The sequence below is a fragment of the Mycobacterium sp. SMC-13 genome, from assembly GCF_045311035.1.
Lineage (GTDB): Bacteria > Actinomycetota > Actinomycetes > Mycobacteriales > Mycobacteriaceae > Mycobacterium.
In genome coordinates this window covers 55,827-78,538 of the sequence record NZ_JBJIAI010000014.1, presented here as the reverse complement: position 1 = coordinate 78,538, position 22,712 = coordinate 55,827, and the positions used below count along the sequence as shown (strand labels likewise).

Annotated in this window: 16 protein-coding genes; 11 read left to right on the top strand and 5 right to left on the bottom strand. The window is 70.9% G+C overall.

Going from position 1 to position 22,712, the window contains the following annotated elements; translation table 11 throughout:
• The first annotated feature begins 1 nt into the window (after nucleotide 1).
• Nucleotides 2-907: an SDR family NAD(P)-dependent oxidoreductase gene (locus ACJH6I_RS20400; protein WP_318986622.1), complete on the top strand. Its 906-nt coding sequence runs from the start codon at nucleotides 2-4 to the stop codon at nucleotides 905-907.
• 460 nt (nucleotides 908-1,367) lie between these two features.
• Nucleotides 1,368-6,032 carry a PGRS repeat-containing protein gene (locus ACJH6I_RS20395; RefSeq protein ID WP_406784432.1) on the top strand — a complete coding sequence of 1,555 codons (4,665 nt, stop codon included), beginning with the start codon at nucleotides 1,368-1,370 and terminating at the stop codon, nucleotides 6,030-6,032.
• A 73-nt stretch (nucleotides 6,033-6,105) separates the two neighbouring features.
• On the opposite strand, the gene ACJH6I_RS20390 is transcribed toward ACJH6I_RS20395, so the two are convergent.
• Together ACJH6I_RS20390 and ACJH6I_RS20385 are read right to left on the bottom strand one after the other, a co-directional pair.
• Nucleotides 6,106-6,783, bottom strand: coding sequence for a M24 family metallopeptidase (locus tag ACJH6I_RS20390; RefSeq protein ID WP_318986667.1), 678 nt, complete (start codon nucleotides 6,781-6,783; stop codon nucleotides 6,106-6,108).
• Between the two features lie 31 nt (nucleotides 6,784-6,814).
• On the bottom strand, nucleotides 6,815-7,576 hold the full coding sequence (locus ACJH6I_RS20385) for a polysaccharide deacetylase family protein (RefSeq protein ID WP_318986624.1): 762 nt from the start codon (nucleotides 7,574-7,576) through the stop codon (nucleotides 6,815-6,817).
• Nucleotides 7,577-7,711: 135 nt separating this feature from the next.
• Between ACJH6I_RS20385 and ACJH6I_RS20380 the strand changes: the two genes are divergently transcribed.
• Complete coding sequence (locus tag ACJH6I_RS20380; protein ID WP_318986625.1) at nucleotides 7,712-8,209, top strand: cupin domain-containing protein; 498 nt, start codon at nucleotides 7,712-7,714, stop codon at nucleotides 8,207-8,209.
• 291 nt (nucleotides 8,210-8,500) lie between these two features.
• The gene (locus ACJH6I_RS20375) at nucleotides 8,501-9,931 is read left to right on the top strand and encodes a hypothetical protein (protein WP_406784431.1); all 1,431 of its coding nucleotides are present in this window, start codon (nucleotides 8,501-8,503) and stop codon (nucleotides 9,929-9,931) included.
• A gap of 61 nt (nucleotides 9,932-9,992) precedes the next feature.
• Here ACJH6I_RS20375 and ACJH6I_RS20370 read toward each other — a convergent pair whose 3' ends face one another.
• On the bottom strand, nucleotides 9,993-12,752 hold the full coding sequence (locus tag ACJH6I_RS20370) for a LuxR family transcriptional regulator (protein ID WP_318986627.1): 2,760 nt from the start codon (nucleotides 12,750-12,752) through the stop codon (nucleotides 9,993-9,995).
• 113 nt (nucleotides 12,753-12,865) lie between these two features.
• Between ACJH6I_RS20370 and ACJH6I_RS20365 the strand changes: the two genes are divergently transcribed.
• Both ACJH6I_RS20365 and ACJH6I_RS20360 read left to right on the top strand, forming a co-directional pair.
• The gene (locus ACJH6I_RS20365) at nucleotides 12,866-13,507 is read left to right on the top strand and encodes a TetR family transcriptional regulator (protein ID WP_318986628.1); all 642 of its coding nucleotides are present in this window, start codon (nucleotides 12,866-12,868) and stop codon (nucleotides 13,505-13,507) included.
• Nucleotides 13,508-13,537: 30 nt separating this feature from the next.
• Entirely contained in the window at nucleotides 13,538-15,256 is a 1,719-nt protein-coding gene (locus ACJH6I_RS20360; RefSeq protein WP_318986629.1) for a DEAD/DEAH box helicase, read from the top strand.
• A gap of 5 nt (nucleotides 15,257-15,261) precedes the next feature.
• On the opposite strand, the gene ACJH6I_RS20355 is transcribed toward ACJH6I_RS20360, so the two are convergent.
• Nucleotides 15,262-16,077 (bottom strand): HAD-IIA family hydrolase, encoded by an 816-nt coding sequence (locus ACJH6I_RS20355; protein WP_318986630.1) that lies wholly within the window; start codon nucleotides 16,075-16,077, stop codon nucleotides 15,262-15,264.
• 67 nt (nucleotides 16,078-16,144) lie between these two features.
• Between ACJH6I_RS20355 and ACJH6I_RS20350 the strand changes: the two genes are divergently transcribed.
• The 5 genes from ACJH6I_RS20350 to ACJH6I_RS20330 are packed head-to-tail and all read left to right on the top strand — an operon-like array spanning nucleotide 16,145 to nucleotide 22,124.
• Nucleotides 16,145-17,065 carry an SDR family NAD(P)-dependent oxidoreductase gene (locus ACJH6I_RS20350; RefSeq protein ID WP_318986631.1) on the top strand — a complete coding sequence of 307 codons (921 nt, stop codon included), beginning with the start codon at nucleotides 16,145-16,147 and terminating at the stop codon, nucleotides 17,063-17,065.
• Nucleotides 17,066-17,069: 4 nt separating this feature from the next.
• Nucleotides 17,070-18,269: a gephyrin-like molybdotransferase Glp gene (gene glp / locus ACJH6I_RS20345; RefSeq protein ID WP_318986632.1), complete on the top strand. Its 1,200-nt coding sequence runs from the start codon at nucleotides 17,070-17,072 to the stop codon at nucleotides 18,267-18,269.
• 29 nt (nucleotides 18,270-18,298) lie between these two features.
• The gene (locus ACJH6I_RS20340; RefSeq protein WP_318986633.1) at nucleotides 18,299-19,030 is read left to right on the top strand and encodes a phosphatidylserine decarboxylase; all 732 of its coding nucleotides are present in this window, start codon (nucleotides 18,299-18,301) and stop codon (nucleotides 19,028-19,030) included.
• Nucleotides 19,027-19,917, top strand: coding sequence for a CDP-diacylglycerol--serine O-phosphatidyltransferase (pssA, locus tag ACJH6I_RS20335; RefSeq protein WP_318986634.1), 891 nt, complete (start codon nucleotides 19,027-19,029; stop codon nucleotides 19,915-19,917). Before ACJH6I_RS20340 ends, pssA begins: the two co-directional genes overlap by 4 nt.
• A complete protein-coding gene (locus tag ACJH6I_RS20330; RefSeq protein WP_318986635.1) occupies nucleotides 19,914-22,124 on the top strand; it encodes an AAA family ATPase in 2,211 nt (736 codons plus the stop codon). Before pssA ends, ACJH6I_RS20330 begins: the two co-directional genes overlap by 4 nt.
• On the opposite strand, the gene ACJH6I_RS20325 is transcribed toward ACJH6I_RS20330, so the two are convergent.
• Complete coding sequence (locus ACJH6I_RS20325) at nucleotides 22,121-22,699, bottom strand: TetR/AcrR family transcriptional regulator (RefSeq protein WP_318986636.1); 579 nt, start codon at nucleotides 22,697-22,699, stop codon at nucleotides 22,121-22,123. The two genes, ACJH6I_RS20330 and ACJH6I_RS20325, sit on opposite strands and share 4 nt — an antisense overlap.
• Nucleotides 22,700-22,712 lie beyond the last annotated feature (13 nt).

The window sequence follows — 22,712 nt, the reverse complement described above, 5'->3', positions numbered from 1 at the left end:
CATGACCAAGTGGACCACCGCCAACATCCCCGACCAGACCGGACGCACCGCCGTCATCACCGGCGCCAACACCGGCCTCGGCTACGAGACCGCAGCAGCGCTCGCCGCCAAGAACGCACACGTCGTGCTCGCCGTCCGCAATCTCGACAAGGGCAAGGACGCCGTCGACCGCATCCGGCAGGCCACGCCCGACGCCGACGTCGCCCTTCAGGAACTCGACCTCAGCTCGTTGCAGTCGGTTCGCGAAACCGCCGAACAGCTGAAGTCCGAATACCCGGCGATCGACCTGCTGATCAACAACGCCGGCGTGATGTGGACGCCGAAACAGACCACCGCCGACGGGTTCGAGATGCAGTTCGGCACCAACCACCTGGGACACTTCGCATTGACCGGACTCCTGCTCGACCAGCTGCTGACGGTGCCCGGCTCACGCGTCGTGACGGTCAGCAGCCTGGGCCACCGGATTCGCGCCGCCATCCACTTCGACGACCTGCAATGGGAACGCCGCTACAACCGAGTGGAGGCCTACGGCCAGTCCAAGCTCGCCAACCTGCTCTTCACGTATGAACTGCAGCGCCGGCTGACGGGCGCCGAGACCGTCGCCCTCGCCGCACACCCGGGCGGGTCGAACACCGAACTGGCGCGGCACGTGCCGGTGCCGCCCGCCGTCCTGGCACCCGTCGTCGACCGGCTGTTCCAGAGCGCCGCGATGGGCGCCCTACCCACCCTGCGCGCCGCCACCGACCCCGCCGCGTTCGGCGGCCAGTACTACGGACCCGACGGACGGTTCCAGCAGACCGGGCACCCGAAGGTCGTCGGCTCGAGCGACCAGTCCCATGACACCGAGCTGCAGCAGCGGCTGTGGGCGGTGTCCGAGGAACTGACCGGGGTCACCTTCCCGGTCTGAGCAAGGAGTCCTGTGGGTTGCACGCCAGGAGGTTTCGCGCAACCCACAGGGCCACCCATCCCCACCGGACCACGAGCCTGAACATGCGGTGCCGCCACGCCCCAACCGCACCCGGCAGGGGCCGTCACATGAGCGTTGCGCTGCACCGACAGTGATTACCGGTTGCGCACAATAGAACTGAACGTGTTCTAAGTAGCAGCCAAGCGCCATCGCGTCCGCAGCTCGCCACCAGGCGCGCTTGCCAACCATCAAAGTCCCGTCGGGCACCAAAATATGCAATAAGGCCGACTTCTCCGCAGGTGAGAACGCCTTTTTCAAGATCGTCCCGGTACCGGCGGTCCGCGATATGAACGGCCGCTCACTTTCCTCAAGATGTTCCCAGCTTGCGATTACGGGTGTTAGTCTCCCCACGTTTATTGACGGGGGTGGTGTTTCTCACACCCGACGCACGAGGAGGATCGTGGGCAAGCACAGGGCAGTGGGGACGAACAGCTGGTGGAGCGCCGCCGGGCCGCTCGCGGCCGCGGGGTTGACGAGCGCGGCATTCGCCAGCGCCGGCGTCATGCTGCTGCTGGGACCCGATTCTCCGACGATGCAGTCGGTGACCGCGGACATCCGGCTCGTCAACACCGAGAGCTCCACCGGCGACAGCGGCTCCAAGTCGAGCAACTCCGGCGCCACCAAGACCACGGACAGCAAGACCAAGAACCCGAGCAAGCCCAAGCCGACGAAGCCGTCCACGAAGCCGACGCCGTCGACCGAGCCCGGTGACACCTCTTCGCCCGGTTCCACGAGCGGCACCCCGCGCAACCCGCGTCAACAGGCGCAGGACCGGATGCGCCAGTACGCCGACGAAGCCAGAAAGGCGCTCAACGATCTGGCGAAGGGCCCCAAGGTAAAGCCCACCCCGGGCAACAAGCCCAAGCACGCCAGCACCCCTGACGGCACCTCGAGCGCCTCGACCGGTAGCTCCAACGCCGGCACCCCCGGTACTCGCCCCGCACGGGGCCCGCAGTCAACTGCCGGGGTGTCCACCGACGGCACTGCCGGCGGACGCAAGGCCACCGCACCCGGCACCAAGCCGACGGCACCGAACCCCACGACCAGCCCGGCCGGCGCCACGACCCCGACGGTTCCGAGTGGCCCGTCCATCTCGTCGGGCGCGGCTACCCCGGGAACCGGGGCGGTCATGACGGCCCCCACGAGCAGGCCGTTCAACCCGATCACCGGCCTGCTGTCCGCCGTCGGCCTGGGCACCATGCTGGCTCCCGACGCGCCGACCCATCCCGACCAGATGCCCGGCGTCTGGGCCGTGATGGCCTGGGTGCGTCGCCAGGTGGAGTACGGCGTCGTCGCCAACAAGCGCCTGCACCCGGCAGCCGCGGCTGCCGTGTCCGCCACGGCCCCGCCGACCGCGGCCAAGCCGCTGAGCGCCGTCAACCCGCTCGCGGCGGCCAACCCCACGGCTGCGCCCGCACCTGAGGCCGCGGTCAACCCGCTGGCTGCCGTCAACCCACTGGCTGCCGTCAACCCGCTCGCCGCAGTCGGCCCGCTGGCGCTGCCCACGTTCGTCGACCCGACGGTCATCGTCGCCAACTGGATTTACCAGAACGTGCACTTCGGCGTGCAGGCCTGGATCAACAGCCCCATCGGCTTCGTGGTCGACACCGGCATCAACCTGTTGGCCGGCCAGTACCTGATCGGCAACGGCGCCAACGGCAACGTGATCAACCCCAACGGCGGCAACGGCGGTCTGTGGTTCGGTGACGGCGGCAAGGGTTACTCGAGCGGCCTTCCCGGCGTCACCGGCGGCAACGGCGGCAACGCCCGCGGCTTCGGCAACGGCGGCGCGGGCGGTGCCGGCTACTCGGGCTTCGGCATCTTCACGCCGACGGCCGGCGGTAACGGCGGCAACGCCGGCGGGATCGGTCATGGCGGCGCGGGCGGTAAGGGCGGCGACGGTGCCAACGGCGCCGACGGCCTTGCCGCGCTGGGCCAGAACGGCGGCAACGGTCAGACCGGCGCCAACGGCGGCATCGGCGGCAATGGCGGCCACATCTTCGGCATCGGCGGACGCGGTGGCGCCGGCGGCAAGGCCGGCAACGGCGGTAACGGTGGCTCGGGCGTCCTCGGTGGCGGAGCCCTCGGCGGCGGCGGAAACGGCGGAAACGGCGGCAACGGTGGCGTCGGCGGCAAGGGCGGCCAGAAGGTCGGGCTGATCGGTACGGTCGGCGCCGGCGGCACGGGCGGCGCGGCCGGATACGGCGGCAACGGCGGCAACGGCTCCGACGGCAGTTCGTCGCTGATCCCCGACGGCGGCAAGGGCGGCGACGGCGGCAACGCCGGTACCGCAGGCGCCGGCGGCTTCAACGGCAGCGGCAAGAAGCAGGCCGCGACCGGCAACGCCAGCGCGACCGGCGGCAACGGCGGTAAGGGCGGCAACGGATTCGACACCATCACCGCGATCGGCGTCGCGGGCAATGGCGGCGCCGGCGGCAACGGCGGCTCGGGTGGAACGGCGGGCAACGGCGGTAACGGCGGAGCGGGCGGCACTGGCGGCAACGGCGCCAATGGCCTTGCCGCACTTGGGGAGAACGGCCCCAACGGCGGCAACGGCGGCGCGGGCGGCAACGGTGGCGCGGGCGGTACCCAGTCCGGCAACGGCGGCAAGGGCGGTGCCGGTGGCGACGCAGGCAACGGCGGCAGCGGCGGCTCGGGTGTCCTCGGTGGCGGAGCCCTCGGCGGCGGCGGTAACGGCGGCAGCGGTGGCAACGGCGGCGGTGGCGGCAAGGGCGGCGCGGCAGCCCACGGCACCGTGGGGGCCGGCGGCACCGGCGGCGCAGCCGGAAACGGCGGCAACGGCGGCAACGGCTCCGACGGCAGCTCGTCGCTGATCCCCGACGGCGGCAAGGGCGGCAACGGTGGCAACGCCGGCACCTCGGGCGCCGGCGGCTTCAACGGCGCAGGTGTCAGCCAGGCCGCGAATGGCGCGGGCGGCAACGGTGGCAACGGCGGTAAGGGCGGCAACGGGTTCAACACCATCACCGCGATCGGCGTGGCCGGTAACGGCGGCGCCGGCGGTAACGGTGGTTCCGGCGGATCCAACGGCAACGGTGGCAACGGCGGCGCGGGCGGTATCGGCGGTAGCGGCGCCGATGGCCTTGCCGCACTTGGCGAGAACGGCCCCAACGGCGGCAACGGCGGTGCCGGTGGCATCGGTGGCGCCGGCGGCACCAACGCCGGTAACGGCGGCACCGGCGGTGTCGGCGGCGCGGGTGGCAATGGCGGCAGCGGCGGCTCGGGCGTCCTCGGTGGCGGAGCCCTCGGCGGCGGCGGCAAGGGCGGCAACGGCGGTAACGGCGGCGTCGGTGGCAAGGGCGGCGCGGCAGCCCACGGCACCGTCGGTAGCGGTGGCAAGGGCGGCGCAGCCGGAAACGGCAGCGACGGCGGCAACGGCTCCGACGGAAGTTCCTCGCTGATCCCCGACGGCGGCAAGGGCGGTGATGGCGGCAATGCCGGCACCTCGGGCGCCGGCGGCTTCAACGGCGCGGGCGTCAACCAGGCCGCCAGTGGGGCGGGCGGCAACGGTGGCAACGGCGGTAAGGGCGGCAACGGGTTCAACACCATCACCGCAGTCGGCGTGGCCGGTAACGGCGGCGCCGGCGGTAACGGTGGTTCCGGCGGATCCAACGGCAACGGTGGCAACGGCGGTGCCGGTGGCATCGGTGGCAACGGCGCCAATGGTCTTGCCGCACTTGGCGAGAACGGCCCCAACGGCGGCCACGGCGGTGCCGGTGGCATCGGTGGCGCCGGCGGCACCAACGCCGGTAACGGCGGCACCGGCGGTGTCGGCGGCAAGGGCGGTAATGGCGGCAGCGGCGGCTCGGGCGTGCTCGGCGGCAACACCGGTGGTTCCGGTGGTGTGGGCGGTAACGGCGGCGCCGGCGGCAAGGGCGGCGCGGCCGCCCACGGCACCGTCGGCAACGGCGGCAAGGGCGGCGCAGCCGGAAACGGCGGCACCGGTGGCGCCGGGTCGGACGGCATTTCGTCGATCCAGCGCAACGGCGGCACGGGCGGTGCCGGTGGCGCCGCGGGCAACGCCGGGGCCGGCGGCTTCAACGGCGCCGGCGTCAACCAGGCCGCCAACGGTGTGGGCGGTAACGGCGGGGACGGCGGCAAGGGCGGCAACGGCTTCGACGCCCTCACGATCCTGGGCACCGCGGGCCGTGGTGGCGACGGCGGCGCCGGCGGTGCGGGCGGCCTGACCGGCAACGGCGGCGCGGGTGGCGCCGGCGGTACCGGTGGCAACGGCGCCGACGGGACCATCGGGGCATCGCTGGGAGCCACCGGCCTGTCCGGCACCAGCGGTGGTGCCGGCGGTAACGGTGGCGTCGGCGGCGCGGGCGGCACGGTCTCGGGCGTCGGCGGTGCGGGCGGCGTCGGCGGCACCGGTGGCACCGGCGGAAACGGCGGCGTCGGCGGCCTTCCGGCTTTCGGCTCCAACAACGCGGCCGGTATCAGCGGCGGTGGTGGCTTCGGAGGCACGGGTGGCGCCGGCGGCGTCGGTGGCAACGGTGGTGCCGGCGGATTCTCCGCGAACGGCATCGACGGAGCCGGCGGCAATGGTGGCGTCGGCGGCAATGGTGGCCTCGGCGGCGACGGGCAGGACGGCGCGAACGGCATTCCGTTCATCAACGGCAACGCCGGTGCCACCGGCGGCGTCGGTGGCCACGGCGGCGCCGCAGGCGCCGGCGGTAATGGCGGCTCCTCTGGCGACAACGTCGGTGGTGTCGGCGGTAACGGTGGCATCGGCGGTGCCGGTGGCACCGGTGGCGACGGCGGCAATGGCTACAACGACAACATCACCCAGTGGGGCAACGGTGGCAACGGCGGAGCCGGCGGCACCGGTGGTACCAGTGGCAATGGCGGTAACGGCGGCACCGGTTCGATAACCGGCGCCGGCGGCAACGGTCCCGCCGGTGGCGCGGGCGGCGCGGGCGGTTCGGGCGGCGCCAACGGCGGCCACGGCACGCACGACGGCACCGATGGCGCCACGGGCGCCGGCGGCGCCAGTGGTTCCGGCGGCACCGGCAACCCGGCCGGCGGCTCCGGAGTCCTGATCTAGCCACGAATGACGAATGCGGTGTGGCGCCGGTCGGCGCCACACCGCATTCGTCTGTTCAGGACGGCCCGTGCCGTCACCTGCGCAGGTCCAACAACTCCTCCTGGAACCCGCCGAACCGTCGGCCCGGTTCGACGAGATGCACTTCGAGAATCCAATGACATTGCCGCCCTTGGGAATCCAGTCGCCGCATCGGCAGGTCCGAGCCGGGCGCCACATAGGAGTCGATCTCGTGGCCACGAATCTTCTCGTGTGGAAACTCCCCGACGAGGTGCCCGGCGATCGCGCCGCCGAATTCCCAGCCGGCAGCGCGGCTCAACCCGACGACGTGGTCGAACAACTGCGCGCCGGTGATGTCCGGGGTCGACTCGAAGTGCGCCCGCGCCGCTTCCCACACCTTCGGTAAGTCGTTGCGCAAGGCCAACTTTCGCGGATCGTCGCCGAGCACGAAGGTACGGCCGAAGTCGGCTTCCCACTCTTCGAAGAGCGGGCCGAGGTCGACGAACACGATATCGTCGTCGGTGATCACCCGGTCCGGCGGATTGTCCCGCGCGGTCGCGAGCGTGTTCTCGCCGCCATGGACGATCCGCTTGTGCCAGTGCCGGGTGACGCCGAGGATTTCGGCCGCCAGATCACGGATCTCGTCGGTCACCTGACGCTCGCCGACGCCCGGCCGGATCAGCCCGCGTTCTTCGATGGCGGCGAACAGTTCCGCCGCTTTGTCCTGAGCATCCAGAAGCCGCGCGGCGCGCATGCCCTCGTCAAACTTCTCCACCGCACCGATGCTAGGCGGGCCGCACGAACTCCCACCCGGCCGCCCGCATATCGGCGATGGCCCCGGCGTAGCCGGCCGCGGTACCCGAGCCCGGGTGGTTCATGTGGGAGATGACGATGGAACCGGGCTGCGCTCCAACGACATTCGCGCGCACCCGGCCCGCGGGCAAGGTGGCGCCGCAATCACCGTTGACGCTGAACCCGAGCGGCTGCAGCCCGAGGTCGCGCACGATCTGCACGGCGACATCGTCGTAGTGCGCGGTGCCGGGCCGGAACCAGGTGGGTGCCCGGCCGGTCAGTGCGGTGAGCTTCAGCTGGTTGCCCCACACCTCGTCGACGACCTCGGCGGCCGACCGCGTGCCGGCGATGCCGTAGGCGGCCCGGCCGGTCACCGACAGCGGCACATGACGGGTGCCGTGGTTGCCGATCTCGAACAACGGGTTGGCGGCCAGCTGTTCGGCGCGGTCGGGGTGCTGGTCGATCCACCGGGAATTGAAGAAGAGCACCGCGGGCACGTTGTTGCGCTGCAACGTGTCGAGCAGCGCGTCGTCGACACCGCCGCGGCAGGCGTCGAACGTCAGCGCGAGCTGACGCCCGCGGGCCGGGATCGACGTGACGATCCCGGGCAGCGCCATCCCCCATTGCGTCGGCACCCGCCGCGCGTACTGGCCGGCGACGGCGCTCGGATCCTGCGCGGCCACGCTCGGCGCGGCCAGCGCCAGCGAACCGGCAGCTGCGGCCCCAGCAGCCAGGAAGGCGCGTCTGGTTATCACCGCACGGACGCTAGGCCGGGACTCTGAACAACGCGTGTCCGCAGCCTGTGAGTTCGCCCCGAACCGCGTGAACGGCGGGCCGTCCTATGGTGAGAGTCGAGGAGCCAGACGCTCGATGGCCACCAGGAGTCGATCATGTCGTTGGTAGTACCGCCTTATCCCCCGGCCCGGTACACATCCGCTCAACCAGAAGTCAGTGCCACGCTGCGGCGCGGTGACGAGCCGCCCGACTACGACTCACACGGCGTGATCCAGTACCACTACCTCGCGAACCAGAAGAAGACCGCGGGCGACTACGGCCTGTACCGCGTCGACATCGTGCCGCGCGGCGGTGGCCCGGGCCCACATTTCCACCGCGCCATGTCCGAGGCGTTCTTCGTGCTGTCCGGCACCATGACGCTGTACGACGGCACCGACTGGGTGCAGGCCGGCCCCAACGACTTCCTCTACGTCCCGCCGGGTGGCATCCACGGTTTCCGCAACGAGGCCGACGAGCCTGCGTCGGTTCTGATGCTGTTCGCCCCGGGTGCACCCCGCGAGGCCTACTTCGAGGGGTTCGGCCAACTCGCCGACATGACGGACGACGAACGTCGCGAGTGGTTCATCAAGCACGACAACTTCTTCGTGGAATAACGCCCGGCGGCCGGGCCTCGGACCGGCGTTCCTCTCGAGCCGTGCACATTGAGTCATTTGTCTCTACCGGCCAGTAACACAAACATCCCATGATGTGCGTTGCCGTCAATATTTGTTCGATCCGTGATCGAACCGACGGAAAAGTCAGGTAGACGCTGCCGCCACCATCCGGCCGCAGCGAATGAGAGGAAACCCATCTTGCACGCCGCCGTTCGATCGTCCGTCCTTTCCGGAGCCACCCTGCTGACGGCGGGAGCCATCGCAGTCACTCCCGTCCAACCACTGGCCCACATGCCGTCGCTCCCGTCGATCAGTCACGCGGTGTCGACTGCCGCCGTCAACCTGACCAGCAGTCCGTTCGACCTGTACGGCCAGGTTTTGAAGACCGCCGCCGGCAACCTGCAGGCCGACGTGAAGTCCTACCTGGACATGGGGCTGTTCCCGATCCTGCGTCAGATTCTGACCAACCAGGTCGGCACCATGACCGGTCTGGTCAACGCCCTCGGCGAGAGCGGCAAGGCCGTGGCCACGGCGCTGACCAAAGAGGTGCCCGGCTACCTCGGGGCCGCGTTCAGCGACCTCGGCAAGGCCAACGTCGAGGGCGCGCTCAACAACCTCCAGCTGGCGATCGTGCTGCCCATCTTCGCCGCGATCAACCCGATCGGGCCCCTGCCCAAGGCCCTCGGCAACCTGATTTCGCAGCCGCTGCAGAGCGTCATCAACATCGCCAACGATCTGCCGAACATCATGCTCGAGCTCGGCGTCGGCCTCATCGGACCGGTCGCCAGCACCCTGGGCGCCATGGGGACCGCCACGCAGAACGTCATCAACGCGATGAAGGCCGGCGACCTCGGCAAGCTGGCGACCGCCGTCATCCAGGCGCCCGCCACCGTCATCGACGGCCTGCTCAACGGTGGCTACGGCCCCAACCTCGGTGCGCTGCTGGGACTCAACATCCCCGGCTTCAACATCTACGGCGGCGGCCTGTTCGGCGGCGGGGCAACCGTCCCCGGCGGCACCACGATCGCCGGTACGGTGCAGGCCATCGTCGCCGTCGTGAAGTCGATCCTCAACGACATCACCCCCGCCAAGCCGGCTGCGGCTGCCGCAACGACCACCACCAAGGCCGTCTCCGATATCGCCGCCGTGCCCTCCACCACCGCCACGACGGTGACGCTGAGCACCGCCGCGGCGACGAAGGCCGGCGCGACCGACACCGCGAGCACCGACAAGGTCAAGGCGACCGGCTCGACGAGCGAGTCGACCGGTCCGGCGACCGAGGGCACGACCAAGGCCGGTGAGACCAAGGCCGGCGAGACCACCGGCACCGACGGCAAGGCCACGGACTCGGCGTCGGCCGGTGGCACCAAGCCCGGTGACAGCAAGACCGGTGACAGCAAGACGGGTGACACCAAGACCGGCGACACCAAGACGGGTTCCAGCTCCAGCTCCAGCAGCTCGGGCTCGTCCTCGTCCTCCTCGTCGTCGTCCTCGGGCAGCGATGGCACCAAGACGACCACCCCCGGCCGCAAGGGCCATCAGGGCAAGGCGGGCTCCGACTCCGGTTCGAGCGCCGGCGCCGGCACGGGTTCGTCGTCGAGCTCTTCGGGTTCGGCGTCGGGATCGGACTCGGGCGCCAAGGGCGGCAGCACCAAGGGTGGCAGTGACAAGGGCTCGCACACCGGCTCGAAAAGCAAGTCGAAGTCGCACAGCGCGGCCTGACGCGTGAGACCGGTCGGCGGCGGCGGATTTTCCGTCGCCGCCGACTTTCCGTTTGCGGACCTCAGGGACGGTCGCTCGTCCAGCCGGCTGGGCGCGCCACATCATGAATCTGATGGCGGCTGGTGACACCGAGCTTGGGGAACGACCGATACAGGTGGTTGGACACCGTTCGCACCGACAGGTTCAAGATGCTCGCGATCTGCGGGTTGGTGTACCCCTCGCTGACGAGGTAGACGACGTTGTGTTCCTGCGAGCTCAATGTGCCGGTCTGCACCGACGACGAATGCGGTCGCACCCCGGCCGCCCGCAACTCACGGGTGCACAGGTCGACCCACGGCGCCGCGCCGAGGTCCTGCATGACGGTCAGGGCCGCGGCCAATTGATGCTGGCAGTCCCGGCGCCGTCGGTGCCGGCGCAGCCATCCAGCGTAACTGATGCGCAGCCGCGCCCGCTCGAACGGCCACCGGTTGCCTGCCGGATCGGCGAGCGCCTCGACATAGCGCGCCCCGGCGGTCTCTGGATTGAGGACGGCGTCCGCATGCGCGACCAGCTGGGTCAACCGCGGTGACACGGATCTGGGTAGATGACTCACAATCCGGGTCAGTTGTTCGCGGGCCCGGTCGATGCGGCCCGTCAGCACCGCGGCCTCGGCGTAATCCGCCAACGCCAGATACGACGCATATGCGTGCAGCGGCAATCCGGACTCGTCGAACAGCTCCGCCAGTTCGGCGTGGGCGGTCGTGTCCTGGTTCTCGGCCAGGGCGATCGAACCCGCGATGTGGTGCATCCACGCCGCCAGCGCGGGCCGGTCCCGGAAATCTGCCAACGCCGCGGCCGACTTGAGGCGCGCACGGCCGGTGGCGATCTGCCCGCGCCGGGCCGCCACGGTGGCGATCACCAGATCCGCGATCCGCGCGACGACCGGAACGCCGGCGACGGCCGCCGAGGAACTCATGGTGGTTGCCGCGTCGACGGCCTCGTCCCAGCGGCCCGATTCGACGAAGGCCCAGGACAGGGCGGTCGAGGCCAAGCCACCGAAGCGCGGCGCCAGCGCTCCGGTGTGCGCGCCGCGCAGGCAGCGCACCGCCAGGTCAGGTTCGCCGGCGAGCCAGGCCGCCGCCCCGACCGCGGTGAGCCCGACGGCGTCGCCGACCCGGCCGGACAGCGCGACGATCTCCGGCGACATCAGATGGGCCCGGTGCGGATCGGTGGCGGTACGGATCCAGAGCCGGTCGGCGAGGGCGGGCACGTTCCGGGGTGCCGCGGTGTCCTCCAACTGCCGCAGCAGGCGGGTGACACCACATCGCCCCGCGGCGTCGTCGGCGATGAAGGTGACCGTCGCGGCCACCCGCAGCGACTCCCAGGCGACCGCCGGAGCGACGTCGATCGCCAGGCCGGCCGACTCCAGCAGCAGGTCCAGCACCCGCTGGTTGTCGGCATCCCAGCAGCGCGCCGATCCCAACTCGGTGTGGGCGCGCACCCGGGAGATGACGTCATCGACGCCGTCGAGCGCACACCGGCTCAGCGCCGCGGCCCAGTGCGGGTCGCCGGCGTTGCGGGCCAGGGGCGCGGCGCGCACCAGATGCCGGGCATGTTCGCCGATATCGGTGGTCAGCATCGCCGCGCGCTGCATGGTCACGGCGGCGGCCAGGTAGCCATCCCGGCGCAGCACCTCGTCGCAGGTGTCGGCCAGCTGCGCGGCCAGCGCATCGTCGGGCTTGAGCGCCGCTTGCGCGCGATGCCAGACCTGCCGGTGCGGTAGCGCGGCCAGGGCATCGGCGAGCCTGAGATGTGCCGCCGAGCGGGCTGCCGCCGGGGCCCGGTGATACGCCGCGGACCGCAGCAGCGGATCGAGGAACCGCACGCCGCCGGGCTCGACCCGGACGATCCCGGCGATCTCGGCCGGGGCGAGGACCTCGGGGTCCGCCAGTGCCGCGGGCATCAGATGCCGCAGATCGTGGTCGGAGGCCGCCGCGAGCACGAGCAGCGCGGCCCGCGTCGTTCCGGGCAGCAGTGCAAGGCGGCGGCTGTAGAAACCGAGGCTCGCGGCGGGCAGCGCCAGGGGCTCGGCGGCGGGGCCCACCGTGAGGTCAGCGGCCGCGGCGGTCTCGGCGAAGGCGATGACGGCCGCGGGGTTGCCCGCGGCGGCCGTCAGCACCTGCTCGCGGCGCAAGCCCCGCGGTACCGATGGCTGCCGGTCGAGCAGCACGGCAGCGTCACCGCGCTCGAGCGGCGAAAGTTCGATCTCGACGGCGCGGCCGTCCCCGCTGAGGATCTTTCCGGCCGTGGCCGGGATCGCCAGCACGACGGTCAACGACCGCCCTGCGCTGCGACGGGCCGCGAATATCATCGCCGTGCGCGACGGGGCGTCGAGCCACTGCCCGTCGTCGATGCAGACCAGGACCGACTGCCGTTTCTCCACCGCGTCCAGGAGGCCGAGCAGCGCCATGGCGACCCGGACGGTCTCGAGTTGCTCCCCGCTGGGCGACCGCAGCGCCTCGTCGATGACGCGCTGGTACTGCCGCGCCTCGTCGCCCCAGCAGCCCAGGGCGTGCACGAGCTGGTGGACGCCGGCGAACGGGGTATCGGCTTCACCCGGCGTTCCGGCGATCGACAGCACCCGGAACCCGAGCTCACATGCGTGCCGGCAGGCGACGTCGAGCAGTGCGGTCTTGCCGGACCCGGCGGCACCGGACACCACCACGGTGCGCCCGCGCGGGGTGTCGCTGATCGCGGCCATCAACCGCGAAAGTTGTTCGCCGCGACCGACGAGTTCCGGGGGCGGCGCGGCCAACCGTTCCGGACAGGGCTCAGCGACCACACCACCTCCTGTGATCCACGTCCCACCCGATGCCGAACGTTAGGCAGGCCTCACCTCACTGTCAACTAATTAGTTAGTTAGCAAACGCCGACCCGGCAGCTAAAATCTCCGGAATGGGCCACCCGCGAGATTCCGACGCCACGCGCGCGCGGCTGCTCTGCGCGGCGACCACCGAATTCGCCCAGTACGGCATCGCCGGAGCGCGGGTTGATCGCATCGCCGCCAACGCCGGCGCCAACAAGGCGCAGATCTATCACTACTTCGGCAGCAAAGATCAGCTGTTCGACGCCGTCTGGGCCGCGATGACGCAGAAGTTCTTCGCCGACAGCCCGGTGGTCGCCGACGACCTGCCCGCGTACGCCGCCCATCTGATCGATGTCTATGCCGGCCAGCCCGAAGTCGGCCGGCTGATCTCCTGGCACCGGCTGGAGCGAGCCGACGACACCGCCGCGGGGTTTCCCGGCGAGACGATGCACGAACAGATCGCGTCCATCGCCGCCGCCCAGGCCGACGGCAAGCTCACGGGTGAGCTGCCCGCGCCGGTGCTGTTCACCCTGGTGCTCACCATCGCGTCGATGTGGCACAACCTCAGCCCCACGCTGCTCGCCGTGATCGGCATCGACGACCATGCCCAGCGCAAGGCCATCGTCTGCGACGCGGTGACGCGCCTGATCAGCACCTCGGCCGGCGACACCGACGAGCCGAGCGCCAGGACACGCCGGGCAAATGTGCATCCGCCAAACCCGTTGCCCTAGACTGCCCTTCGACCAAGGAGGAGTCTTCGGGTGCGGGCTTATGCAGCGCCCAGCACCCAGGCTTTGCGGGGCTGGCAGCGTCGGGCTTTGGTGCGGTATCTGACCGCCAAGCCACGTGATTTTCTTGCGGTCGCGACCCCGGGCGCAGGCAAAACGACCTTCGCGCTGCGGATCGCCGGCGAGCTGCTGACGGAGCGCACCGTCGACCAGGTTGTGGTCGTCGTCCCGACCGAGCACCTCAAGACCCAGTGGGCGGAAGCCGCGGCGCGCGTCGGCATGGCGCTCGATCCCAAGTTCAGCAACTCGACGGGCCAGACGTCGTCGGACTACCACGGCATCGTCGTCACCTATGCCCAGGTGGCCAGCCACCCGACGAAGCACCGGGTGCGCACCGAGAACCACAAGACCCTGGTGATCTTCGATGAGGTCCACCACGGCGGCGACTCGAAGAGCTGGGGCGAGGCCATCCGCGAGGCCTACGACGACGCGACGCGGCGCCTCTGCCTGACCGGGACCCCGTTCCGGTCCGACGACAGCCCCATCCCCTTCGTGCAGTACGAGCCCGACGGCAGCGGCCATCAGCAGTCGGTGGCCGACCACACCTACGGCTACTCCGATGCGCTCGCCGACGGCGTGGTCCGCCCGGTGGTGTTCATGGCGTACTCGGGCGAGGCCCGCTGGCGCGACAGCGCCGGCGAGGAGCACGCGGCCCGCCTCGGCGAACCGCTCACCGCCGAGCAGACGGCCCGGGCCTGGCGCACCGCGCTGAACCCCGAGGGTGAATGGATGCCCGCGGTGATCGCGGCGGCCAACAAGCGGCTGGGCCAGTTGCGGCAGAGCATCCCGGACGCCGGCGGCATGATCATCGCCACCGACCAGACCACGGCGCGTGCCTACGCCAAGCTGTTGCACACCATCACGGGCGAGGAGGCGACGGTCATCCTGTCGGATGACCCGACGGCATCGGCCCGCATCTCGCAGTTCTCCGAGGGCACCAGCCGCTGGCTCGTCGCGGTCCGCATGGTGTCCGAGGGCGTCGACGTGCCGCGCCTCGCGGTCGGGGTGTACGCCACGAGTGCGTCGACCCCGCTGTTCTTCGCGCAGGCCATCGGCCGGTTCGTGCGCCTGCGCCGCAAGGGCGAGACGGCCAGCATCTTCCTGCCGTCGGTGCCGAACCTGCTGGAGCTGGCCAGCGAGCTGGAGCGCGAGCGCAACCACGTGCTCGGCAAGCCGCACCGCGTGTCCGACGGACTCGACGACGAACTGCTCGAGCAGGCGCAGAAGAAGGAAGACGAGAAGTCGGAGCTGGAGAACGGCTTCGAGATGCTCGGGTCGGACGCCGAGCTGGATCAGGTGATCTTCGACGGCTCGTCGTTCGGTACCGCGACGGAGACCGGCAGCGACGAGGAAGCCGACTACCTGGGCATCCCGGGCCTGCTCGACCCCAGCCAGATGCGTGACCTGCTCAGCAAGCGCCAGGACGAGCAGCTGCAGAAGCGCAGCGCCAAGGCCGCCGCCACGGGCGCGCCGCCCCCACCCATGACGACGCACGGCCAGCTGCGCGAGCTGCGCAAGGAGCTCAACCTGCTGGTGTCGGCGTTCCACCACCGCACCGGCAAGCCGCACGGCTGGATCCACAACGAGTTGCGGCGCCGGCACCCCGGTCCGCCGGTGGCCGCCGCGACCCGCGAGCAGCTGCAGGACCGCATCGCCGCGATCCGGAACATGCAGCGCGAGCTGACGGCCTAGAGCCGTTAGAGCCCCAGCAGCTCCGGCAGATCGGCGACGGAGTCGACCACATAGTTCGGCTGCATCGCGAATTCGTCTGCGGCCCAACGGTCCAGCGTGTCCTGGCGGAACTTGCCGGTGCGCACCAGCACGCCGGTCATCCCGACGACCTGGGCCGCGAGGACGTCGTTGTTGAGGTCGTCGCCGACCATGTACATCTCTTCGGGTTCGACGCCGAGCCGGGCGGCCGCGGCCAGGAACCCGGCGGGTGCGGGCTTGCCGACGGCGGTGCCCTGATAGCCGGTGGTCTGTTCCAGCCCGGCCAGGTAGAGCCCGGTGTCCACCCGCAGGCCGTCGGCGGTGTTCCATGCGTTGCTGCGGTGCATGGCGACGACGGGCACGCCGCGGGCCATCCAGTCGTAGACCCAGCTGAGGGTCAGATGCGTGTATTCGGGTCCCGCGCCACCGAGCAGCACGACGTCGGGCGTGTCGGGCTGCTGTGGGCCGGCGAAGTCGGACGCGTACACCAGATCGACACCGGGCATGTCGGCACCGATCTGGCCGCTGTTCACCAGGAAACATCGGGCGCCGGGGTAGCGGTCGCGCACGTAGTCGGCGGTCAGCACCGCGGCGGTGACGACCTCGTCGGCGGCGACGTCAATGCCTGCCGCACACAGCAATTCGGCGATCTGCTGGCGGGTGCGGGTGGTGGTGTTGGTGAGGAACGAGCGGGCGATCTGGTGCTCCTCCAGCGCCCGCAGGGTCTCGGCCGCACCGTCGATCGGACGCCACGAGGTCACCAGGACACCATCGATGTCGAAGAGCACCCCGCCGATTGCCATGGTGCCGACAGTAAACGCCCGCCGCTCCCGCGCAACTCAGGCGGTCCGCTCGGTAGTGTCTTCGGCCATGACCACCAAATGGACCGCCAATGATGTGCCGGACCAGACAGGGCGCGTGGCGATCGTCACCGGCTCCAACACCGGGCTGGGTTACGAGACGGCGCGGGTGTTGGCGGGCAAGGGCGCTCGCGTGGTGCTGGCGGTGCGCGACACCGCCAAGGGGGACGACGCCGCCGCACGGCTGCGGGCGAGCACCCCGAACGCCGACGTCGTCGTGCAGAAGCTGGACCTGGGATCGCTGACCTCGGTCCGCGCGGCGGCCGACGACCTGCGCGCGGCCTATCCGCGGATCGACCTGCTGATCAACAACGCCGGCGTGATGTACCCGCCCAAGCAGACGACCGCCGACGGCTTCGAATTGCAGTTCGGCACCAACCATCTCGGCGCCTTCGCGCTCACCGGCCTGCTCATCGAGAACCTGCTGTCCGTCCCCGGCTCGCGGGTGGTGACGCTCGGCAGCATCGCGCACCGCATCCTGGGCAAGATCGACTTCACCGACCTGCAGTGGGAGAAGCGCCGCTACAACCGGGTCGCCGCCTACGGCCAGTCGAAGCTGGCCAACCTGATGTTCGCCTATGAGCTGCAACGCCGGCTCGTGGCCACCAATGCCGAGACCATCTCGGTCGCGGCGCATCCGGGCATCTCCAACACCGAGCTGATGCGCCACATCCCCGGTTCGAGCCTGCCCGGGTTCAACGCCCTGAGCGGGCTGGTCGCCAACAGCCCCGAGGTCGGCGCGCTGGCCACGTTGCGCGCCGCCGTCGATCCGGATGCGCGCGGCGGCGAGTACTACGGCCCGTCCGGTATCCGGCAGCTGGTCGGCCACCCGGTGCTGGTGCAGTCGAGCGCCCAGTCGCACGACGCCGGCATTCAGCGGCGGCTGTGGGCGGTGTCCGAAGAGCTCACCGGCGTCACCTTCGCGATCTAGCGTCATGCGGACCGTCGAGGAACATCAGCAGGTCGTCGCCGGCTTGATCAGCGCCCGGCCGGCCGTCGCCGTACCGCTGGCCGAGGCCCTCGGGCTCGCCCTGGCCGAGGATGTGGTGGCGCCGCTGTCACTGCCCGGTTTCGACAACTCGGCAATGGACGGCTATGCCGTCCTGGCCACCGACGTGGCCACCGCCACTGCCGAAAATCCCGTGAAACTGCCTGTCGCCGAAGACATTCCGGCCGGCCGCACCGACCTGCTGACCTTGGCGCCCGGCACCGCGCACCGGATCATGACGGGCGCCATGCTGCCGGCCGGGGCCACCGCGGTGGTCCAGGTGGAGGCCACGGACGGGGCGACCGATGTCGTGTCCATCTACTCGGCGGTCCCCGAAGGTCGCAGCATCCGGCGCGCGGGCGAGGACGTCACCGCCGGGATGACGGTGCTGTCCGCCGGTGAGGTGCTGTCCCCCGCGGCGCTGGGCCTGGCCGCCGCCCTCGGCTTGGCCGAGCTGAAAGTGATTCCGCGGCAACGGGTCCTGGTGTTGTCCACCGGGACCGAGCTCGTCACGCCGGGCACCCCGCTGCAGCCGGGCCAGATCTACGAGTCGAACGCCGTCATGCTGGCCGCCGCGCTGCGGGAGGCCGGCGCCGACGTCACGACCGCACCGGCGACGTCCGATGACGTCGCGCTGTTCCGGGAGACCCTGGCCGGTCATGCTGCCGGCGTCGACCTGATCGTCACCACGGGCGGCGTCAGCGCCGGCGCCTACGAGGTGGTGAAGGACGCGCTTTCGGGCGATGTCGAGTTCGTGAAGGTCGCCATGCAGCCCGGCATGCCGCAGGGCGCCGGACGCTTGAAGGACACACCCAACGGCACCTCGATTATCACGCTGCCGGGCAACCCGGTGTCGGCGCTGGTTTCGTTCGAGGTGTTCATCCGGCCCCCGCTGCGCGCCGCGATGGGGCTGCCGTCGCAACGGCCGCGCCGCTCGGCGACCCTCACCGAGAAGCTGACCTCCCCCGCCGGGAAACGCCAGTTCCGCCGCGGCGTGCTCGGCACCGATGAACAGGTCAGCAGCTACGGCCCGCCGGCGTCGCACCACCTGCGGTGGCTGGCGACGGCAAACTGCCTGCTGGACATCGGCGAGGACGTGGTCGAATTACCGGCTGGATCGCCCGTGCCCGTCTGGGATCTCAGTTAGAGCCCCGCAAACCGTAGAATCGAGTCCCCATGGCCAGACCTGCGCGCCCCCCAGCTGACACCCCAGAGTCCGAACTGTCCCGTTTCGTCGACCTGGTCCGTTCCACCGTTCCCCCGATGCACCCGGCCGGGCTGCCGTTCGTCGGTGGCGCCCTCGGCGTCGCCGCGATCGGCCACCGCAAGCGCTGGGTCCGGGCGGCCGGTCTGGCCGCGGCCGCCGCGTGCGCCGGGTTCTTCCGGCATCCGCCGCGGACGCCACCGAGCCGGCCCGGCGTCGTCGTCGCCCCGGCCGACGGCCTGGTGACGCTCATCGACGAGGCCGTCCCGCCCGCCGAGCTGAACCTCTCGGACGAGCCGCTGCCGCGGGTCAGCATCTTCCTGTCGCTGTTCGACGCGCATGTGCAGCGCGCGCCGGTGGCCGGTGAGGTCATCACCGTCAAGCACAAGCCGGGCCAGTTCCTGTCCGCCGACAAGGCCGAGGCCAGCGAGGACAACGAGCGCAACAGCATCTGGCTGCGCACCGCCGACGGCCATGACGTCGTCGCGGTGCAGCTGGCCGGTCTGCTGGCCCGCCGCATCGTGTGCGACACCCACCCGGGTGCGCACCTGGCGCTCGGCGAGACGTACGGCCTGATCCGGTTCGGCTCCCGCCTGGACACCTACCTGCCCAAGGGCTCGGTGATCGAGGTCGAGATCGGGCAGCGCGCCATCGGCGGCGAGACCGTGCTGGCAGAGCTCCCGACCACCGGATCGCCGGCATGAAACCCCGGATCAAGACTCCGCAGGTGAGCCTGCGGAAGCTGGTCCCCAGCGCCCTGACGGTCGCGGCGATCTGCCTGGGTCTGTCGGCGGTGAAGTACGCCCTCGACCACCGGCCCACCGAGGCCATGGCACTGCTGGCCGGTGCCGCGATCCTCGACGCGCTCGACGGCCGCGCCGCCCGCATGCTGAACGCGACGTCCAAGATGGGCGCCGAGATCGACTCGCTGGCCGACGCCGTGAACTTCGGCGTGGCGCCGGCGTTCATCGTGTACGCGACGCTGCTGGAGCACAACACCTCGCCGCTGGCGTGGATCGTGGTGCTGCTGTACGCGGTGTGCATCGTGCTGCGCCTGGCCCGCTTCAACGCGATGCTCGACGTGGAGGGCCCGGCGTTCGAGAAGGAGTTCTTCACCGGCATGCCGGCCCCGGCCGGCGCGATCGGCGCCATCGGCCCGCTGGCGGCCAAGATGCAGTTCCCGGGCCCGTGGTGGGATTCGCACTGGGGTCAGGTGTTCATCTGCGTGTGGCTGATCGGTGTCTCGCTGCTGGTGGTCAGCACCGTGCCGATGCGCAAGGTGCACACGTTCGCCATTCCGCCGAACATGGCGTTGCCGCTGCTGGCGCTGCTGGCCATCCTGGTGGCCGCCTCGGTGATGTACGGCTACATCGTGATCCTGGTGATCATCGTCGCCTACGTGTTGCACATCCCGTTCGCCATCCGCACCAAGGCCTGGCTGCGTGCGCACCCCGAAGTCTGGGACGACAAACCGCGGGAACAGCGGCAGGCCCGCCGCGCCATCCGCCGTGCGCAGCCGCGGCGCACCGACCGCGGCCAGCGCCGGTCCACGGCCCGACTGCGGTTGCGTAGGCCGGGTCCGCGTCGATGACGCAGGGCGTGCGGGACGCGGCGTCACCTGAACCCCCACCGGGCCAATTGCGGCTCACCGCACGGCTCAACACCTCGGCACTCGACGCCCGTCGCGGCGTGGTGATGCTGCACCCGGAAGCGATTGCTGCCCTGGGTATCCGCGAGTGGGACGCGGTGTCGCTGACCGGCACGCGCACCACCTGCGCGGTGGTCGGTGTCGCCGCCGCCGGCACTCCCCCGGGCACCGCACTGCTCGACGACGTGACGCTGTCCAATGCCGGCATCCGGGCCGACGCGCCGGTGCTGGTGTCACCCGCGACGGTGTACGGCGCCCGCTCGGTGACCGTCAGCGGTTCGCGGCTGGCCAGCAGTTCGATATCGCCGGCGACGTTGCGAATGGCGTTGCTGGGCAAGGTGATGACGGTCGGCGACACGGTGTCGCTGCTGCCGCGGGACCTGGGCCCGGGCACCTCGACGTCGGCGGCCACCGCGGCGCTGGCCACCCAGGTCGGCATCACCTGGACCTCGGAGCTGCTCACCGTGACGGGCGTCGACCCCGCCGGCCCGGTCAGTGTGCAGCCGAATTCGGTGGTCACCTGGAGCGACACGACCGTCGTCACGGCCACCGCGGCCGCGCAGCCGGTGATCTCGCCGGCCGAAACCGGTGCCGCCCAAGCTCTTTCGATCGATGATCTCAAGGGCATGACCGCCCAGGTGACCCGGCTGACCGAGTGGCTCAAGCTGGCTCTGGACGAGCCCCAGTTGCTCGAAACCCTCGGCGCCACCGCCAATCTGGGAGTCCTGGTGTCTGGGCCCGCGGGCGTCGGGAAGGCCGCCATGGTGCGGACGGTGTGCGCGTCGCGTCGCCTGGTCGAGCTCGACGGGCCGGAGGTCGGGGCGCTGCGCGCGGAGGACCGGCTGGCCGGTGTCGCCGCTGCCGTGAGTTCGGTGCGCGACGGCGGTGGCGTCCTGCTGATCACCGACGTCGACGCGCTGTTGCCCGCCGTCGCCGAACCCGTGGCCACGTTGATCCTGACCGAGCTCCGCAAGGCCGTCGCCAGCCGCGGTGTGGCATTCATCGCGACGTCCGCCGTGCCCGACGGTGTGGACGCCCGCCTTCGCGCTCCCGATCTCTGCGACCGTGAGCTGGGACTGACCCTGCCCGACGCCGCCACTCGCAAGGCGTTGCTGGAGGTGCTGCTGCGGTCGGTGCCCGCCAAGGATTTGAACCTGGACGAGATCGCCGAACGCACACCGGGATTCGTCGTCGCCGATCTGGCGGCCCTGGTGCGTGAGGCCGCGCTGCGGGCGGCCGCCCGAGCCAGCGCCGACGGCGCCGAACCCGCCCTGACGCAGGATGACCTGACCGGCGCGCTCTCGGTGATCCGGCCGCTGTCGCGGTCGGCGACCGAGGAGGTCGCGGTCGGGTCGGTGACCCTCGACGACGTCGGCGACATGGTCGCGACCAAACAGGCGCTGACCGAAGCGGTGCTGTGGCCGCTGCAGCACCCGGACACCTTCGAGCGGCTGGGCGTGGAACCACCCCGCGGGGTGCTGCTGTACGGGCCGCCCGGCTGCGGCAAGACATTCCTGGTGCGGGCGCTGGCCAGCTCCGGCCGGTTGTCGGTGCATGCCGTCAAGGGCGCCGAGTTGATGGACAAATGGGTCGGCTCGTCGGAGCGCGCGGTGCGCGAATTGTTCCAGCGCGCACGCGATTCCGCGCCGTCGCTGGTGTTCCTCGACGAGATGGATGCGCTGGCGCCGCGCCGTGGGCAGAGCTTCGATTCCGGCGTCACCGACCGCGTGGTGGCCGCGTTGCTCACCGAGCTGGACGGCATCAACCCGCTGCGCGATGTCGTGGTGGTGGGCGCCACCAACCGGCCGGATCTGATCGACCCCGCGCTGTTGCGGCCGGGCCGGCTGGAGAAGCTGGTCTTCGTCGAGCCGCCCGACGCCGAGGCCCGTCGCGAAATCCTGCGTACCGCAAGCAAATCCATTCCCCTGGCGCCCGACGTCGACCTCGGCGAGCTGGCCGGTGAGCTCGACGGTTACAGCGCTGCGGACTGCGTCGCCCTGCTGCGCGAGGCCGCGCTGACCGCGATGCGCCGGTCGATCGACGCCGCCGATGTCACCGCGGCCGACGTGGCCAAGGCCCGCGAGACGGTGCGGCCGTCACTGGATCCCGTTCAGGTGCAATCACTTCGGGAGTTCGCCGAGGGCCGCTAGGACCCTGCCAGACCCACGACGGCGCGCATCGCGGCCCGGACGCGGCGTTCCAGCTCACCGGGGTCGGTGCTGTCGAACTTGCCGTCCAGGAACAGGAATGCCAGGCCGTGCACGAGCGCCCAGACGGCGTCGCTCAACGCGTCGGCGTCCGCATCCGGAAACACGCGGGCGATGTTCGCGCGGAGGTAGGTCGAGATCGCCGCGACGGCGTCGGCCCGCTCGGGGCTGCCGGCATCGCCCTGCTCGCTGAACATCGCCCGGAAGAGCGCGGGACGCCGCAGCGCGAATCGGACGTAGGCGATGGCGACGTCGGCGATCTCGTCGGCTGTCGAGGGGGTCTGGCTGACGGCCACGAGGTCCTGAGCCAGTTCGCGATAGCCGACGGCCGCGACGGCTGACATCAGCGCGTCGCGGTCCTGGTAGTGCCGGTAAGGGGCGGCCGCGGTGACCCCGGCGTGCCGGGCGACGGCGCGCATCGACAGCGCCGCGGCGCCTTCCTCTTCCAGCAGCGCCAGCGCCGACTGCACCAGGGCGGTCCGCAGATCGCCGTGGTGGTACGTCACTTTCGCCGTCATCCTGCGTCCCGTC

What these genes read in the sequence shown, in the direction of transcription:
- ACJH6I_RS20340 (WP_318986633.1), top strand. Translation starts at nt 18,299, where the DNA reads ATGGCCAGACCTGCGCGCCCCCCAGCTGACACCCCAGAGTCCGAACTG.
- ACJH6I_RS20350 (WP_318986631.1), top strand. Translation starts at nt 16,145, where the DNA reads ATGACCACCAAATGGACCGCCAATGATGTGCCGGACCAGACAGGGCGC.
- ACJH6I_RS20390 (WP_318986667.1), bottom strand. Translation starts at nt 6,783, where the DNA reads ATGCGCGCCGCGCGGCTTCTGGATGCTCAGGACAAAGCGGCGGAACTG.
- ACJH6I_RS20330 (WP_318986635.1), top strand. Translation starts at nt 19,914, where the DNA reads ATGACGCAGGGCGTGCGGGACGCGGCGTCACCTGAACCCCCACCGGGC.
- glp (WP_318986632.1), top strand. Translation starts at nt 17,070, where the DNA reads ATGCGGACCGTCGAGGAACATCAGCAGGTCGTCGCCGGCTTGATCAGC.
- pssA (WP_318986634.1), top strand. Translation starts at nt 19,027, where the DNA reads ATGAAACCCCGGATCAAGACTCCGCAGGTGAGCCTGCGGAAGCTGGTC.
- ACJH6I_RS20325 (WP_318986636.1), bottom strand. Translation starts at nt 22,699, where the DNA reads ATGACGGCGAAAGTGACGTACCACCACGGCGATCTGCGGACCGCCCTG.
- ACJH6I_RS20400 (WP_318986622.1), top strand. Translation starts at nt 2, where the DNA reads ATGACCAAGTGGACCACCGCCAACATCCCCGACCAGACCGGACGCACC.
- ACJH6I_RS20355 (WP_318986630.1), bottom strand. Translation starts at nt 16,077, where the DNA reads ATGGCAATCGGCGGGGTGCTCTTCGACATCGATGGTGTCCTGGTGACC.
- ACJH6I_RS20375 (WP_406784431.1), top strand. Translation starts at nt 8,501, where the DNA reads ATGCCGTCGCTCCCGTCGATCAGTCACGCGGTGTCGACTGCCGCCGTC.
- ACJH6I_RS20365 (WP_318986628.1), top strand. Translation starts at nt 12,866, where the DNA reads ATGGGCCACCCGCGAGATTCCGACGCCACGCGCGCGCGGCTGCTCTGC.
- ACJH6I_RS20380 (WP_318986625.1), top strand. Translation starts at nt 7,712, where the DNA reads ATGTCGTTGGTAGTACCGCCTTATCCCCCGGCCCGGTACACATCCGCT.